Source organism: Variovorax paradoxus B4 (assembly GCF_000463015.1).
GTDB lineage: Bacteria > Pseudomonadota > Gammaproteobacteria > Burkholderiales > Burkholderiaceae_C > Variovorax > Variovorax paradoxus_E.
Genome location: NC_022247.1, coordinates 1,535,952 through 1,550,339, shown reverse-complemented (window position 1 = coordinate 1,550,339; position 14,388 = coordinate 1,535,952). Strand labels below are relative to the sequence as shown.

Sequence of the window (14,388 nt, the reverse complement as noted above, 5' to 3'; positions counted from 1 at the left end):
GACGAAGAGGTTTCAGCTGCGCGCAAAGGCAAAGTCGCGCCCGGGCGCCGCAGCCAGCAGTTTGCGCGTGTAGTCGTGGCGGGGGGCGAAGAACACGTCGCGCACCGGGCCGCGCTCCACGATCTCCCCCTGGCTCATGACCAGCACGCTGTCGCAGATCTGGCTGGCCACGCGCAGGTCGTGCGTGATGAAGAGAATGCCGATCTTCAGCCGCTGCTGGATTTCGTCGAGCAGGCGAAGGATCTGCGCCTGCACCGAGACGTCGAGCGCCGACACGGCCTCGTCGGCAATCAGCACCTTGGGGTCGCAGGCCAGCGCGCGTGCAATCGAGATGCGCTGGCGCTGCCCGCCCGAAAACTCGCTGGGGTAGCGGCGCAACGCATCGGGCGACAGGCGCACCAGCCGCATCAGTTCTTCGGCGCGCGCCCAGGCCTGGTCGTGCGGCATGCCGAAGTTGACCGGCCCCTCGATGATCGAGGCGCCCACCGTCTGGCGCGGATTCAGCGAGCGGTACGGGTCCTGGAAAATCACCTGCACCGTGCGCCGGAACGGCGAGAGCGCGCGGCCCCTCGCATGCGCCACCGAACGGCCGTCGGCAAAGATGTCGCCCGAGCTCGGGTCGATCAGCCGCGCGATGCAGCGCGCCACCGTCGACTTGCCCGAACCCGACTCGCCGACGATGCCCACGGTTTCGCCGGGCCGCACTTCGAGCGACACATTGCGCGCCGCATTCACCGTGCGGCGCTTGCCGGGCCAGCTGCCCGTGACGTAGGTCTTGCAGATGTTCACCGCATTGAGCAACGGATAGGTGTCGGGCACCGGCGGGCGCCGGGGCGGCGAAAGCTCGGGCACCGCGTCGAGCAGCATCTTCGTGTAGGGCTCGCGCGGCGCCGTGAGCACCGCCATCTTGCCGCCTTTCTCGATCATGGCGCCCAGCTCCAGCACCACCACTTCGTCGGCGATCTCGGCCACCACGCCGAAGTCGTGTGTGATGAAGAGCACGGCAGTGCCGTTCTCGGTTTGCAGCTCGAGGATGAGCCGCAGTATCTCGGCCTGCGTGGTGACGTCGAGTGCGGTGGTCGGCTCGTCGCAGATCAGCAGCACGGGCTTCAGGATGAGCGCCATCGCAATCACGATGCGCTGGCGCTGCCCGCCCGACAGCTGGTGCGGATACGAAGCGTAGATGCGTTCGGGCTCGGGCAGCCGCACGCGCTGCATGATGGCCAGGATCTTCTTGCGCCGCTCGGCCGAGCCCATCTGCACGTGCTGGGCGAGCATTTCGTCGATCTGCGCGCCGCAGGTCATCACGGGATTCAGCGCGGTCATGGGCTCCTGGAACACCATGGCCATCGACGGCCCGCGCAGCTGGCGCAGGCGGGAAGGCGTTGCGGCCAGCAGGTTCTCGCCCTGCAGTTCGATGGCGCCGCGCACCGGCACGAGGCCCGAAGGCAGCAGCCCCATCACCGCATTGGCGATGACCGACTTGCCCGAACCCGACTCGCCGAGCAGGCAGACGATCTTGCCGGGCGGCACGTCGAAGGAGATCTTGTCGACCGCATGCGGCCGGTCGCCGCCGCGCGGCAGCGCAATGGCCAGGTCGCAGACGGAAAGAACAGGTGCTTGCGTCATGTTCAGCCCCCGCGCTTGTTGAACTTGGGGTCGAGCGTGTCGCGCAGCCCGTCGCCGAGGATGTTCACCGCGAGCACCGTCAGCGCCAGGAAGATGCCGGGGAACAGCACGTTGTGCGGGAACTGGTTGAACTGCGCCCTGCCCTCGGCCATGATGTTGCCCCAGGTCGCCATGTCGGCCGGCAGCCCCACGCCGAGGAACGACAGGATGGCCTCCACCAGGATGGCCGAGGCGCACACATAGGTCGCCTGGATGATCAAGGGCGCAATCGCATTCGGCAGGATGTGGCGCACGAGGATCTTCCATGTCGGCGTGTCGAGCGCAATGGCGGCTTCCACATAGGGCTCCTCGCGCACTGTGAGCACCACCGAGCGCACGAGGCGCGCCACGCGCGGGATCTCGGGCACCGCAATGGCCACCACCACCGTGAGCAGCTTGCCGCCGAACAGCGCCACCAGGCTGATCGCGAACAGGATGCCGGGGATGGCCATCACGCCGTCCATCAGCCGCATGATGGCGCTGTCGAGCCGGCGGAAATAGCCGCCCAAGAGGCCGACGAGCATGCCGAACACCACCGCCAACGCGGCCACCGCCACGCCCACGGTCAGCGACACACGCGCACCGTAGAGCGTGCGGCTCCAGATGTCGCGCCCCAGGCTGTCGGTGCCCATGACGAACAGGTGCTCGAAGGTGTCGCCCGCCAGGCTGTTGAACTCGCCGCGCGTGCCCGGCATGAGGTTGCCGCTGCCGGGGTCGATGGCGGTCGGGTCGATGGTGCCGAGCCATGGCGCTGCCAGCGACATGAGCACCAGCAGCAGCAGCACGCCGCCGCCCGCGCGCACCGACCAGTCGGCCAGGATACGCTTGAGCAGCGAGCGCCGCCGGGGCGGCGGCAGCGGCTCGGCGACGGCTTCAGCAGGTTTCATCGGAGTGGCGAGCGAATCGGTCATCGTGTTTTCTTCTTGCGCCTCAATAGCGGATGCGGGGATCGAACACCAGGTAGCTCAGGTCGATCAGCAGGTTGATGAGCACGTAGACGACGGAAAAGAACAGCGTGATGCCCTGTATCAGCGGAAAGTCGCGCGACAGCACCGCATCGACCGTGAGCTGCCCGAGGCCCGGAATGGCGAACACGGTTTCGGTGACGACCACGCCACCGATCAGGAGCGCAATTCCGATGCCGATCACCGTGACGATCGGAATCGCCGCATTGGCCAGCGCATGCCGCATCAGCACCCGTTTTTCCGAAATGCCCTTGGCGCGCGCGGTGCGGATGTAGTCTTCGGTCATGGCCTCGGCCACGGCCGCGCGCGTGACGCGTGCAATCAGCGCCACGTAGATGATCGACAGCGTGATGGACGGCAGGATCAGGTGCCTGATCCAGAGCCACGGCCCCTGGCCGAGCCGCGAGTAGCCCTGCACCGGCAGCAGCTGCAGGTGCAGCGCGAAGATCCAGATGAGCACGTAGCCGATCACGAAGGCCGGTATCGAAAAACCCATGACCGAGAAGCCCATGAGCATGCGGTCGAGCCAGCCGCCATGGCGCCAGGCGGCCACCACACCCAGCGGCACTGCGATGAGGATGGTGACCACCAGCGTCACTGCGGCGAGCGACACCGTCGGCTCGATGCGCTGCCCGATGAGTTCCACCACCGTCTTCTTCATGAAGTAGGACTCGCCCAGGTTGCCCTGCAGCAACTGCCCGCTCCAGCGCACGAACTGCGTGGGCAGCGATTCGTTCAGCCCCAGCTGGTCCCTCACCTTGGCGATGTTCTCGCTGGTGCCGCTGTCGCCCACGATGGCGGCGGCCGGATCGCCGGGCGCCAGCCGGAGCATGAGGAACACGATCAGCGCGACGATGACGAGCACCGGCACGGTCGACAGGATGCGGCGCGCAAGAAAGATCAGCATGGGGTTTTGCGAAAAAAAAGAAGTGCGCTCAGCTCTTCTTGATGTTCCAGAACACGTTGACCGGCGAGCGCACCACGCCGCTCACCACACCCTTGCGATAGGCCGTGAGCGGCTTGTATTCGCCGATGGGTGCGTAGATGCCGGTGTCGTACACGCGCTGCTGGATGGCCGTGGCCAGTTCCTTGCGCTTGGCCTCGTCCGCGCTCGCGAGGAATTCGAACTTCAGCTTCTCGAGCTTCTCGTCGGTGGCCCAACCGAACCAGCCCTTCTCGCCGTTGCCCGTGAGCGGCGCGTAGAACATCGGGTTCATGTTGTCGGCAATGCCCCAGCCGGTGATGAAGAGGTTCCAGCCGCCCTTGTCGACCGGGTCCTTCTTGGCGCGGCGCGTGACCAGCGTAGGCCAGTCCATCGACTGCATGTCGACGTTGAAGCCGGCCTGCTTCAGCAGCTGCGCCATCACCGGCGGAAACTTGTTGAGCAGCGCGAAGTCGGCCGGATACATCAGAACGACCGGCTTGCCGTCATAACCCGCTTCCTTGAGCAGCGCCTTGGCCTTCTCGAACTGCGGCTTGCCGGTGAAGTAGCCGGTCTTGTCGTTCGAGAACATCGTGCCGCACGGGTAGACCGAGGCGCAGCTGCTGTAGAGCTCCTTGTGCACCATCTGGGCGCGCATCAGCGCCTCCTGGTTGATGGCCATGATGGCGGCCTGCGCGATCTTCGGGTTGTCGAAGGGCGGAATGACGTGATTCAGGTGCAGCGCAAACGAGCCCTTCGGGATCGGATTGTCGACGGTGATGGCGGCGTTGTTCTTGAGCGCCGTGTATTGCTCCGGCGGCAGCCATTCGATCATGTCGACTTCGCCGTTGGCGAGCGCATTGGCCTGTGTCTGCGCGTCTTTCAGAATGATCCATTCCATGCGGTCGACATACACGTTCTTGCCGCCTGCCGTGCCCGAAGGCGCCTCGGTGCGCGGCACGTACTTGGTATTCTTCAGGTAGACCACCTTCTCGCCAGGGCGGTACTCTTCCTTCTTGAAGATGTAGGGGCCCGAGCCCGTGGCGTCGTCGATCTGCTTGTCGGCCGGCGTGGCGGCCACGCGCGCCGGCATGATGAACGGCGGATTCGACGAAGGCTTGCTCAGCGCATCGAGCACCATGCCGAAGCCGTCCTTGAACACCAGCCTGAAGGTGTTGGCGTCGACCGCCTCGGACTTGTCGAGCGCGGCGTACATCTTCTGGCCCAGCCCGTCGCGCTGGCCCCAGCGCTTGAGCGACGCCAGCACGTCTTCCGAAGTGACCGGCTTGCCGTCATGGAACTCGAGGCTCTTGCGCAGCGTGAAGGTCCACGTCTTGCCGTCGGCGCTGGTGGTGTACTTGTCGACCATCTGCGGCTTGACCTTGCCCTGTTCGTCCACGCCGAAGAGCGTGTCGTACACGGCATAGCCGTGGTTGCGCGTGACGAACGCGGTGGTCCAGATCGGGTCGAGAATCTTGAGGTCGGATTGCGGCACCAGGCGCAGCACCTTGGCCGCGTCCTGCGCGAACGCGCTGGTGGTTGCGAAGGCGGCGGCCAGCATGGCGCCCGCGACAACGGCTTTCAGGTTTCGTTTCGACAGCATCTTCGGTTCTCCGGTTGAAAAAATCATGAGGGATAGAGCTTCGATTCAGGCGTGCATGCGCGGCCGCCTCGGAAGCTCCGATGGAAGAAGAAAAAACGCGCGGTGCACTCGAACAGAAGTCATGAAGAAGAAGGCTCCGGAAGCGCGCAAAGGCCACCCCGCGCATTGCGCGAGATGCCCCTGCTGTCCTTTGGCCTGAGAGATTCACCATGCACGCTCATCGCACACGGCTTGCCCCTTCGGCGGCTGCCCTCGGAGTCCTTTTTTATTCAGAGCTCCGGGCAGCGCTCTCCAGCGTTGATCGAGATATCCAGTCTTGGGACCTGAGCGTTATGGGCTGTCGCCTTCGGTAATGCACTAACTCGAAGCATCGAGCCGGCATTTCTCCTGGATGCATTCTTCCAAGCAGAATGCGTGCCACTCGGGCGCCACTCGAACGCGTGCGCTACTGCGGCCCGCCGCAGAAGCTCGCCCTTTCGGTGGTCCTGGCGGTGAAGTGAAGGCGCGTGGTGGTGGCGTCGCTGGCGGGCGTGTTCTGCGGCCATTCACTCTGCAGCCACGTGTACTGCCAGCTGTAGGCCTCGCCCGGCCTGGCGGGTTCGCCGTAGGTGATGCGAAGGCTGCCGCTGCTCTCGTCATGGCAATGCTTCGACTGCTTGTATTCCTTTTCGCTGAAGCAGGCGCGGATCATCTTCGAGCACGAAAAAGGAATGCCTTCGTACACGGCCCGGGCTGCATCCTCGAACGGCACGAAGTCGGCCTTGCTGAACGAAGCGCCGCCGCCCGAGTACATCTCCGACACCGTCTGGAGCACCGCCACGGCCCACTGCCCTTCGGCCAGCGGATAGAGCGCCGGCGCGAGGGAAATGCGCGCGTCCGCCATGCCGGGGGCCGCCGCCTTCTTCATCAATGCGGCCGCATAGCCGCTGAAGTCATGCAGGCGGTTCAGCTGCCACGTGCCGGCGGCGGCGACGCGCTTGATGCGCGCCATGGCCAGCGGCTCACTCGAGAACACCGCATAGTCCCCCGCCGCCGAGCCGCGCGGCCGGTACAGGCCCAGCGCCTGCGGATCGCAGGGCTGCGGCAACAGCGCACACAAGCGCGCGCGCCAATCCGGATCCAGCGATTCCGGCTTCTTCACCGCATCGAAGAGCTGCGCCGACGGCGCGGCGCCCGCATGCCCCGCGAGCAGCAGGACGAATATCGGCAAGGCGGCGGTGCGAAGAATGGGCAGCGGGTTCATGGACCGGCATGGTAGCCAGCCCGCCCGCAGGATGCTGCAACCAATTGCGGCGCGGGAGAGCCGATGTTGTAGCCTTCGCCCCTCGGCCATCCCGGCCTCGAACGGAGCAAAAGATGGCTGACAGGATCCTGGTGTTCTATGGCTCGTACCGGTCGGACCGCATGGGCATTCGCCTGGCGGACTACCTGGTGGCGGGCCTCAATGCGCGAGGCGCCGAAGCCGAGCTGATCGACGCCAAGGCCGTCGACCTGCCCATGCTCGACCGCATGTACAAGGAATACCCCAAGGGCACCGCGCCCGCGGCCATGGAAGCGCTGGCGCAGAAGATACGCGGCGCGGATGCCTTCGTCTTCGTGACCGGCGAATACAACTGGGGCCCGCAGCCCGGCCTGAAGAACCTGACCGACCACTTCCTCGAGGAATGGTTCTGGCGCCCGGCCGCCGTGGCCAGCTATTCGGCCGGCCGGTTCTCCGGCGTGCGCTCCGGCACCGTGTGGCATTCGATCCTGTCGGAAATGGGAATGGTCGTCGTGTCGAGCACATTGGCCGTCGGGCCCATCTCGCAGACGCTCGATGCGAACAGCAAGCCCACCGGCAGCGCAGGTGAATCGCTCGATCGCTCCTTCGGAAGGTTCGCGGACGACCTGGCATGGTGGACCGAGGCGGCGCGCGCGCAGCGGGCGCGCAAGGCGCCGCCGTATTGACTCACGGGCGGCAAAGCGCAGGCCCTATGTGCCGGCCCGCGCGGCATCCATCAGCGCGGCCGACACGCACTCCAGCGCAATCGCCAGCTGCGTGAGCGTCGGCAAGCCGAATCCCAGCCGGAACACCAGCGGGTCGTCGCCGAACCACGGGCCGGGCGCGACGCGTGTGCTGTACCTGGCCAGCGCCGCGTAGAAGCGTTCGACCGCCGCGGCGTCGAAGAGCTCGCGCCTGAGCCGCATGCAGCACAGCGCCCCGGCATCCGGGCGCACCCACTCGATGTGGCTGGCGTGGCGCGACACCCAGTTCTGGGTGAGCTGCAGGTTTTGCGCGAGGAGCTTTCGCCGCTCGCCGATGATCCAGTCGCGCTGCCTGAACACGGCCAGCGCAAGCGCCTCGTCGACCGGCGAGCAGGAGATCACCGTGCCGAACTTCGCCGTGACCAGGGCCTGGCGCAGCGCCGTGTCGCGCGTGATGGCCCAGCCGATGCGCAGGCCGGCCGAACCGTGGCATTTGGACAGCGAGGACACCGAGATCACCCGGTCGCCCAGCCCAGCAGCACTGGGCACCGCGGCGTCATCGCCATAGGCCGCCTCGCGGTAGGTCTCGTCGATCACGAGCCAGGCCTTCGGCGCATGTTCGGCCAGCATCGCCACGATCTCGCGCAAGGTCTGCGCCGGAATGGCGACGCCCGACGGATTCTGCGGCGAGGCCAGACTCAGTACCTTGGTCTTCGGGGAAAGCAGCTTGCGCAGCGCATCCAGGTCGATGCGGTAGCCGGTGTCGAAGCTCAGCGGCAGCGCACGCGTGGTGGCGCCGACGGCGGCCAGCGCGTTGCGCGACAACGGGAACACCGGCTCGGCCACGACGGCTTCGTCGCCCGCCTGGCACAGCGTGAAGGCGATCAGGAACAGCGCGTGGGCACCGCCGACCGTAACCACCACGTCATCGGCATCGACGCCATGTTCGTTCGCGATTTCCTGGCGCAGGCCGGGGCTGCCCGCCGCCGTGCCGTAGTCCAGCGAAAAGTCGGCGCCGTCCCCGAAGGCCGTGTCGAGCAGTTCCGCCAGCCGCACGCTCGGCCCCACGCTCTCCGCGAGGTCGAAGCGCGGCGCCTTGCTGACCAGGGAGATGATTTCGTTGTCCGGAAACCGTGCCATGAACTGCTGCTTGATCCGTTGCTGTCGATGGCATCGATATTGCAGATTCATGACCGACGATAACAGCCACACTTTCCCGAAATTAGGTGCAGTACAGTTGCGTGCAGTGCCATCCACGCAAGCAGGAGTGATCCGTGTCGCAGCCCCCCCGGTTCCGCTATGAAGAAGTCGCCGATTTCGTTGCCGGCCTGGCCGGCCGCGGCACGCTGAAGCCGGGCGCGCGAGCGCCGTCGCTGCGCGAGATCAGCACGCAGCAGCGCACCAGCCTGAGCACCGCAGTGCAGGCCTACCGCCTGCTCGAAGACCGCGGCATCCTCGAAGTACGGCCGCAGTCGGGCTACTACGTTGCCAAGGCGCCGCCCGCCCTGCCCGTGCCCGCCACCGCGCGGCATTCGATCCGGCCCTCCAAGGTGGAGCTGTCGGGCCTCATGCTCGACCTGCTGAAGCACGCGTCGGACGAAGCCTTCGTGCCGCTCGGCTGCGCCATCCCGAACCAGCGCCTGTTGTCCTCCTCCAGGCTCGACCTCGTGCTGGCCCGCACGGCCCGTGTGAAGGGCAGCCAGTGCAACACCTACTCGCCACCGCACGGCGAGATGTCGCTGCGCCTGGAGATCGCGCGGCGTGCGCTGCGATACGGACAGGCGCTGGCACCGGATGACATCGCCATCACCTGCGGCTGCACCGAGGCGCTGGCGCTGGCCCTCGACGCGGTCACGGAGCCGGGCGACACGGTCGCCATCGAGTCGCCGACCTACTTCGGGCTGCTGCAGGTGCTGCGCGCAAAAAGGCTGAAGGTGGTCGAGCTGCCGACCGATGCCAATACCGGCGTCGCCGTCGATGCGCTGCGCGACGTCGTGGCCGCGGGCAAGGTGCGCGCCTGCGTGCTGGCGTCGAGCTTCAGCAATCCGCTCGGCTGCACCATGCCCGAAGAAAACAAGCGCGCCGTGCTGCGCCTGCTGGCCAGTCACGGCGTGCCGCTGATCGAGGACGACGTTTATGGCGACGTCCATTTCGGCGAGGAGCGGCCCCCGCCCTTCAGCGCGCTCGACACGCACGACAACGTCATCTATTGCGGCTCGTTCTCGAAGACGCTCGCGCCCGGCTACCGCATCGGCTGGATCGCCACGCGCCGCCACATGGCCCGGGTGCTCGAAACCAAGTTCGCCACCAGCCTCGCGACGCCGGTGCTGACGCAGGTGGCGCTCGCCACCTTCCTGTCGAACGGCGACTATGACCGCCACCTGCGCCGTGTCCGGCGCGAGTTTGCCGACACGCTGGCCCGCATGACGCGGGTGATCGAGCAGGCGTTCCCGCCGGGCACGAAGGTGTCGCGGCCGGCAGGAAACTTCGTGCTGTGGGTCGAGCTGCCCGAGCCGGTGGACACGCGGCTGCTGTTTGCGCAGGCGCTCGAAAAGGGCATCTGCTTTGCGCCCGGCGTGGTGTTCTCGGCCAGCGGCAAGTACGCCCACTGCCTGCGCCTGAGCGGCGGCCACGGCTGGGACGCGCGGATCGAGAAGGGACTGCGCACGCTCGGCGCCATGGCGAGCCGGGAACTGCGCCGGCCGGCTGCCGCGGCAGGCACCTGAGCCGCTGGTCCGGGCCACAGGTCTTGCAGGATCAGGCAAGAAGCTTGTTCGATCCGGATAACGCCCGGAGCCCCATTCGCGAGAGACTTGCCTCCATGCCCGGCGCAGCGTTGCGCCATGGTTCATACCAACCAACCCGCACGAGGAGAGTCTCATGAGCGCAATCCAGGAAAAAGTCGTCCTCATCACGGGCGCAAGCGGTGGCATCGGCGCGGCGGCCGCGCGGCTGCTGGCACGGCGTGGCGCCAAGGTGGTGCTCGGCGCGCGCCGCACCGACCGGCTCGAAGCGCTGGCCGAAGAAATCACCGCTGCCGGCGGCACGGCGAGCTTCCAGCGGCTGGACGTGACCTACCGGCCCGACATGGAAGCGTTTGCCGAGTTCGCACTCGAGACGCACGACCGCATCGACGTGCTGGTGAACGCCGCGGGCGTGATGCCGCTGTCGCCGCTGTGGACGCGCAAGGTCGACGAATGGGAGCTGATGCTCGACGTGAACCTGCGCGGCGTGCTGCTGGGCATTGCGGCGGTGCTGCCGACGATGCAGGAACAGGGCTGGGGCCACATCGTCAACGTGGCGCCGGTGCCCGCGCAGGGCGTGTCGCCGAACTCGGCCGTGTATTGCGGCACGCAGTACGCGGTGGACGCCATCTCCGAAGGCCTGCGGCAGGAGCATGCGGGCAGGGTGCGCGTGACGGTGGTTCGCCCCGACGTGAGCGAGGCGGACCGCACGCTGGCCGATCGCATCGCGGCCTGCAGCAGCTTCGAGCGCATGGTCACGCGGCGGCGCATCGCGGTGCCGGCGGAAGCCGTGGCCCGCTCGATTGCGGGCGCCATCGAAGGCAGCAGCGTTTCGGCCCCGCGGCGCCCGGCATGGCGACCGAGGCCGGCCGAGCATGCCGCGTTCTGAGGCGCCGCGTCAGTAGGTCTTGTAGGGCAGGAACTTGCCCGAGAGCACCACGTTGACGCGGTCGCCCTTGGGATCGGCCTGGCGCTGGATGTCCATGCTGAAATCGATGGCGCTCATGATGCCGTCGCCGAATTCTTCATGGATCAGTTCCTTGATGGTGGTGCCGTACACGCTCACCACCTCGTACCAGCGGTAGATGAGCGGATCGGTCGGCACGGCCGTGGGCAGCGAGCCCTTGTAGGGCACCACCTGGAGCCACTTCTGCTCTTCCACGGTCAGGCCGAAGATCTTTCCGATGACCTTGGCCTGCTTGTCGTCGAGCGTCATCTGGCCGAGGCAGGCGGCGGTGGTCCACTCTTTCGAGAGGCCGACCTTCTTCGCCACGTCGGCCCACTGGATGCCCTTGGACACCTTCACGGTGATGATCTTCTCGGTGACGTCGTTGCGGTTCATGCGGGTTTGCTCCTGATTGAAATGATGATGAAGAAGAACGAGGAAAGAGTCACGACGCCTTGGCGCGCGTGACGAGGAAATCGACGATGTGGTTGCGCAGCGCGTAGTAGCCATCGAGGTGGTGCAGTGAAGCGCGCGTGCGCTCGCGCGGCAGCGGGTTGACCACGGTCTCGACGATGTTGCCGGGGCGCCAGCTTCCACCCGGCTGGTCGGCACCGTTCGTCATCAGCAGGATGCGGTCGGCCAGCAGAATCGCCTCGTCCACGTCGTGCGTGATCATGAAGACGGTCTGCTGCGTCTGGCGCACGATGGCCATGAGCTCGTCCTGGATGGTGCCGCGCGTGAGCGCATCGAGCGCGCCGAAGGGCTCGTCGAGCAGCAGCATCTTGGGCTGGATGGCAAAGGCGCGCGCAATGCCCACGCGCTGCTTCATGCCGCCGGAAAGCTGCGCGGGCTTCTTGTCGATGGCGGCCTCCAGGCCCACCATGGCCACGAAGCGCTCCACCTGCCTGTCGACGTGGCCGGCCGACCAGTCGGGCCAGCGCGAAGCCACCGCGAAGGCAATGTTCCTGCGCACCGTGAGCCACGGCATCAACGCGTGGCTCTGGAACACCACGCCGCGCTCCAGGCTCGGGCCGGCCACCTCGCGGCCGTCCATGAACACGTGGCCGGCGCTCGCCTGGTCGAGGCCCGCCAGCACGTTGAGGATGGTGGTCTTGCCGCAGCCCGAGTGGCCGATGATGCAGACGAACTCGCCGCGGTCGAGCGTGAACGACACGTCCGCGAACACCGGCCGAGCCGGCACGAAGGCCTTGGCCAGGCCCTCGATGCGCAGGAAGCCGCCGGTGGCGGGCCGCGGGGCGGGAACAGGTGTCATGAGGGCGCCTCGTGCCGATCGATCACTCCACATAGGTCACCTTTCGCTGCAGGCCCGCGAAGGCCTGGTCGAGCAGCATGCCGACGATGCCGATCACCAGGATCGCGAAGATCACGTTGGTGAGCGAGAGGTTGTTCCACTCGTTCCAGACGAAGTAGCCGATGCCGGTGCCGCCCACGAGCATCTCGGCCGCCACGATGACCAGCCACGCAATGCTCATGCTGATGCGCATGCCCGTGAGAATGGTGGGCGCGGCCGCCGGCAGGATCACGCGGAACGCGCGGCGCAGCGGCCTCACCTCGAGCGTGCTTGCCACGTTGAGCCATTCGCGCTTGACCGAGGCCACGCCAAAGGCGGTGTTGAGCAACATCGGCCACACCGAGCAGATGAAGATCACGAAGATGCCGCTGACCGACGAGTCCTTGATGGTGTAGAGCGCCAGCGGCATCCACGCCAGCGGAGAAATGGGCTTGAGCACTTGGATGAACGGATCGAAGGCCTTGTGCAGCAGCGGCGACATGCCGATCACGAAGCCGAGCGGCACCGCCACCACGCAAGCCAGCAGAAAGCCCAGCCCCACGCGGGCCAGCGAGTACGCCAGCTGAATGGCAATGCCCTTGTCGTTGGGCCCGTTGTCGTAGAAAGGGTTCGAGAGATGCTTCCAGGCGGTCACGGCCATTTCCGTCGGCGAGGGAAAGCCCGAGCTCTTGACCTGCCCGCCTGGATCCTTGCCGAGCATCTTCTGGTATTCGATCTGCTCGGCGGTCATGCCCGCGGCGGCACCGGTGCCGGCCGTGGGCAGGGTGGCCAGCTGCCACGCGCCAACCAGCAGCAGGAACATCAAGAGCGACACCAGTGCCGCTTTCAGCGAAAGGTTTTTCTTGCCGCGCATGGTTCAGGCCATCTTGCCGATGGCAAAGCTCTTGACATAGTCGTCGGGCTTCGCGGGGTCGAACACCTTGCCCATGATGGTGAACTTGGGGTACGCGCCTTCGGGCGCAGCCTGGCCGAGCTCCTTCATGCGCTTCTTCGCATCGGTCAGCAGGAACACCTTCTCGGCAATCTGCCTGTAGTTGATGTCGCCCTTCACGTAGCCCCAGCGCTTCATCTGCGTGAGCATCCACACCGCCATCGACTGCCAAGGAATCGGATCGAAGTCGGCGCGGTCGGGCACGGTGCGGATGTTGCCCAGGCCGTCGGCGAACTTGCCCGTGAGCACCTGGCTGATCACGGTCTCGGGCTGGTTCAGGTACTGCGCGGGCGCAATCACCTTGGCGATCAGCTCGCGGTTCTTCGGGTCGCGCGCCATGGCCGATGCGGTGAGCACTGAGCGCACCAGCGCGGCAAAGGTGTTGGGATTCTTCTCGATGAATTCGGCCGAGGTGCCGAACGCGCAGCAGGGATGGCCGTTCCACAGGTCGCGCGTCAGCAGGTGCAGGAAGCCGATTTCCTCGAACACGGCGCGCTGGTTGAAGGGGTCGGGGCCCAGGTAGCCGTCGATGTTGCCGGCGCGCAGGTTGGCCACCATCTCGGGCGGCGGCACCACGCGGATCTGGATGTCGGTATCGGGGTTCAGGCCAGCCTCGGCCACGTAGTAGCGCAGCAGGAAGTTGTGCATGCTGTACTCGAAGGGAACGGCAAACTTCATGCCCTTCCACATCTTCGGGTCGCGCTTGTCCTTGTGCTTGTTGGCCAGTGTGATGGCCTGGCCGTTGGTGTTCTGGATGGTGGCGACGTTCATCGGCACCCGGTTGGAACCCGCACCCATCGAAATGGCGAGCGGCATGGGCGACAGGAAATGCGTGGCGTCGTATTCCTTGTTGAGCATCTTGTCGCGGATGAGCGCCCATCCCGCGGTCTTGACCACCTCGACGTTGAGCCCCTGCTTCTGATAGAAGCCCAGCGGATGGGCCATGATGAGCGGCGTGGCGCAGGTGATGGGAATGAAGCCGATCTTGAGGTTGGTTTTCTCGAGCGGGGCCTTGTCTTGCGCCATGGCCTGCAGCGCACCGAGCGGCAATACCGAGGCAATGGCCGCGCGCGCGGTGTTGGCGCCCACGGCGCGCAGGAAGCCGCGGCGCACGCTGTCCACCGGGAACAGCGCCTTCATGAGGCTGGCTTCGAGCTTGTCATCGGGGCTGACGTCGATCTCTGAACCACGGCCATGGCTGCGGCCGCAGGCGCAGCGCATGTTCAGTGGCCGGTCGGCGTCGTAGAGATCACAGGCGGTCGAATCGGATGGGCTGGACATGGTGAGTGCACCTCGGTGAAAAGATGCGTGCCACGATGCAAGCCCCGGGCC

At 66.3% G+C, this 14,388-nt stretch carries 13 protein-coding genes and 1 riboswitch; of the genes, 3 read left to right on the top strand and 10 right to left on the bottom strand.

The window, feature by feature from the left end; translation table 11 throughout:
- Positions 1–12: 12 nt before the first annotated feature.
- The 5 genes from VAPA_RS07035 to VAPA_RS07015 form a co-directional block, all read right to left on the bottom strand.
- Positions 13–1,629 (bottom strand): dipeptide ABC transporter ATP-binding protein, encoded by a 1,617-nt coding sequence (locus tag VAPA_RS07035; RefSeq protein ID WP_021006075.1) that lies wholly within the window; start codon positions 1,627–1,629, stop codon positions 13–15.
- A gap of 2 nt (positions 1,630–1,631) precedes the next feature.
- Positions 1,632–2,579 (bottom strand): ABC transporter permease, encoded by a 948-nt coding sequence (locus tag VAPA_RS07030; RefSeq protein ID WP_021006074.1) that lies wholly within the window; start codon positions 2,577–2,579, stop codon positions 1,632–1,634.
- A gap of 19 nt (positions 2,580–2,598) precedes the next feature.
- Entirely contained in the window at positions 2,599–3,540 is a 942-nt protein-coding gene (locus tag VAPA_RS07025; RefSeq protein WP_021006073.1) for an ABC transporter permease, read from the bottom strand.
- A 28-nt stretch (positions 3,541–3,568) separates the two neighbouring features.
- A complete protein-coding gene (locus VAPA_RS07020; RefSeq protein WP_021006072.1) occupies positions 3,569–5,158 on the bottom strand; it encodes an ABC transporter substrate-binding protein in 1,590 nt (529 codons plus the stop codon).
- Between the two features lie 173 nt (positions 5,159–5,331).
- Positions 5,332–5,463: riboswitch (glycine riboswitch) on the bottom strand.
- A 140-nt stretch (positions 5,464–5,603) separates the two neighbouring features.
- Positions 5,604–6,401, bottom strand: coding sequence for a hypothetical protein (locus VAPA_RS07015; protein WP_021006071.1), 798 nt, complete (start codon positions 6,399–6,401; stop codon positions 5,604–5,606).
- Between the two features lie 113 nt (positions 6,402–6,514).
- On the opposite strand from VAPA_RS07015, the gene VAPA_RS07010 reads away from it, so the two are divergent.
- Positions 6,515–7,105 carry an NADPH-dependent FMN reductase gene (locus VAPA_RS07010; protein ID WP_021006070.1) on the top strand — a complete coding sequence of 197 codons (591 nt, stop codon included), beginning with the start codon at positions 6,515–6,517 and terminating at the stop codon, positions 7,103–7,105.
- A gap of 24 nt (positions 7,106–7,129) precedes the next feature.
- Here VAPA_RS07010 and VAPA_RS07005 read toward each other — a convergent pair whose 3' ends face one another.
- The gene (locus VAPA_RS07005) at positions 7,130–8,263 is read right to left on the bottom strand and encodes a pyridoxal phosphate-dependent aminotransferase (RefSeq protein ID WP_021006069.1); all 1,134 of its coding nucleotides are present in this window, start codon (positions 8,261–8,263) and stop codon (positions 7,130–7,132) included.
- A gap of 134 nt (positions 8,264–8,397) precedes the next feature.
- Here VAPA_RS07005 and VAPA_RS07000 point away from each other — a divergent pair, with 134 nt between their 5' ends.
- Positions 8,398–9,849, top strand: a complete 1,452-nt coding sequence (locus tag VAPA_RS07000) for an aminotransferase-like domain-containing protein (RefSeq protein ID WP_021006068.1) — start codon at positions 8,398–8,400, stop codon at positions 9,847–9,849.
- A 154-nt stretch (positions 9,850–10,003) separates the two neighbouring features.
- Positions 10,004–10,756 carry an SDR family oxidoreductase gene (locus VAPA_RS06995; protein WP_021006067.1) on the top strand — a complete coding sequence of 251 codons (753 nt, stop codon included), beginning with the start codon at positions 10,004–10,006 and terminating at the stop codon, positions 10,754–10,756.
- Positions 10,757–10,765: 9 nt separating this feature from the next.
- Here VAPA_RS06995 and cynS read toward each other — a convergent pair whose 3' ends face one another.
- From cynS to VAPA_RS06975, 4 genes are read right to left on the bottom strand one after another with little or no spacing between them, the layout of a single operon-like run.
- Complete coding sequence (gene cynS / locus VAPA_RS06990) at positions 10,766–11,209, bottom strand: cyanase (protein ID WP_021006066.1); 444 nt, start codon at positions 11,207–11,209, stop codon at positions 10,766–10,768.
- Between the two features lie 49 nt (positions 11,210–11,258).
- On the bottom strand, positions 11,259–12,119 hold the full coding sequence (locus VAPA_RS06985) for an ABC transporter ATP-binding protein (protein WP_041946032.1): 861 nt from the start codon (positions 12,117–12,119) through the stop codon (positions 11,259–11,261).
- Positions 12,109–12,978 carry a nitrate ABC transporter permease gene (gene ntrB / locus VAPA_RS06980; RefSeq protein ID WP_021006064.1) on the bottom strand — a complete coding sequence of 290 codons (870 nt, stop codon included), beginning with the start codon at positions 12,976–12,978 and terminating at the stop codon, positions 12,109–12,111. The genes VAPA_RS06985 and ntrB overlap by 11 nt, the downstream gene beginning before the upstream one ends.
- A gap of 3 nt (positions 12,979–12,981) precedes the next feature.
- Positions 12,982–14,337: a CmpA/NrtA family ABC transporter substrate-binding protein gene (locus VAPA_RS06975; protein WP_021006063.1), complete on the bottom strand. Its 1,356-nt coding sequence runs from the start codon at positions 14,335–14,337 to the stop codon at positions 12,982–12,984.
- Between the last annotated feature and the right edge of the window lie 51 nt (positions 14,338–14,388).

Excerpts from the sequence above, each read along its gene's own strand:
- VAPA_RS07035 (WP_021006075.1), bottom strand. The coding sequence starts at position 1,629 with ATGACGCAAGCACCTGTTCTTTCCGTCTGCGACCTGGCCATTGCGCTG.
- VAPA_RS07030 (WP_021006074.1), bottom strand. The coding sequence starts at position 2,579 with ATGACCGATTCGCTCGCCACTCCGATGAAACCTGCTGAAGCCGTCGCC.
- VAPA_RS07025 (WP_021006073.1), bottom strand. The coding sequence starts at position 3,540 with ATGCTGATCTTTCTTGCGCGCCGCATCCTGTCGACCGTGCCGGTGCTC.
- VAPA_RS07020 (WP_021006072.1), bottom strand. The coding sequence starts at position 5,158 with ATGCTGTCGAAACGAAACCTGAAAGCCGTTGTCGCGGGCGCCATGCTG.
- VAPA_RS07015 (WP_021006071.1), bottom strand. The coding sequence starts at position 6,401 with ATGAACCCGCTGCCCATTCTTCGCACCGCCGCCTTGCCGATATTCGTC.
- VAPA_RS07010 (WP_021006070.1), top strand. The coding sequence starts at position 6,515 with ATGGCTGACAGGATCCTGGTGTTCTATGGCTCGTACCGGTCGGACCGC.
- VAPA_RS07005 (WP_021006069.1), bottom strand. The coding sequence starts at position 8,263 with ATGGCACGGTTTCCGGACAACGAAATCATCTCCCTGGTCAGCAAGGCG.
- VAPA_RS06995 (WP_021006067.1), top strand. The coding sequence starts at position 10,004 with ATGAGCGCAATCCAGGAAAAAGTCGTCCTCATCACGGGCGCAAGCGGT.
- cynS (WP_021006066.1), bottom strand. The coding sequence starts at position 11,209 with ATGAACCGCAACGACGTCACCGAGAAGATCATCACCGTGAAGGTGTCC.
- VAPA_RS06985 (WP_041946032.1), bottom strand. The coding sequence starts at position 12,119 with ATGTGGAGTGATCGATCGGCACGAGGCGCCCTCATGACACCTGTTCCC.
- ntrB (WP_021006064.1), bottom strand. The coding sequence starts at position 12,978 with ATGCGCGGCAAGAAAAACCTTTCGCTGAAAGCGGCACTGGTGTCGCTC.
- VAPA_RS06975 (WP_021006063.1), bottom strand. The coding sequence starts at position 14,337 with ATGTCCAGCCCATCCGATTCGACCGCCTGTGATCTCTACGACGCCGAC.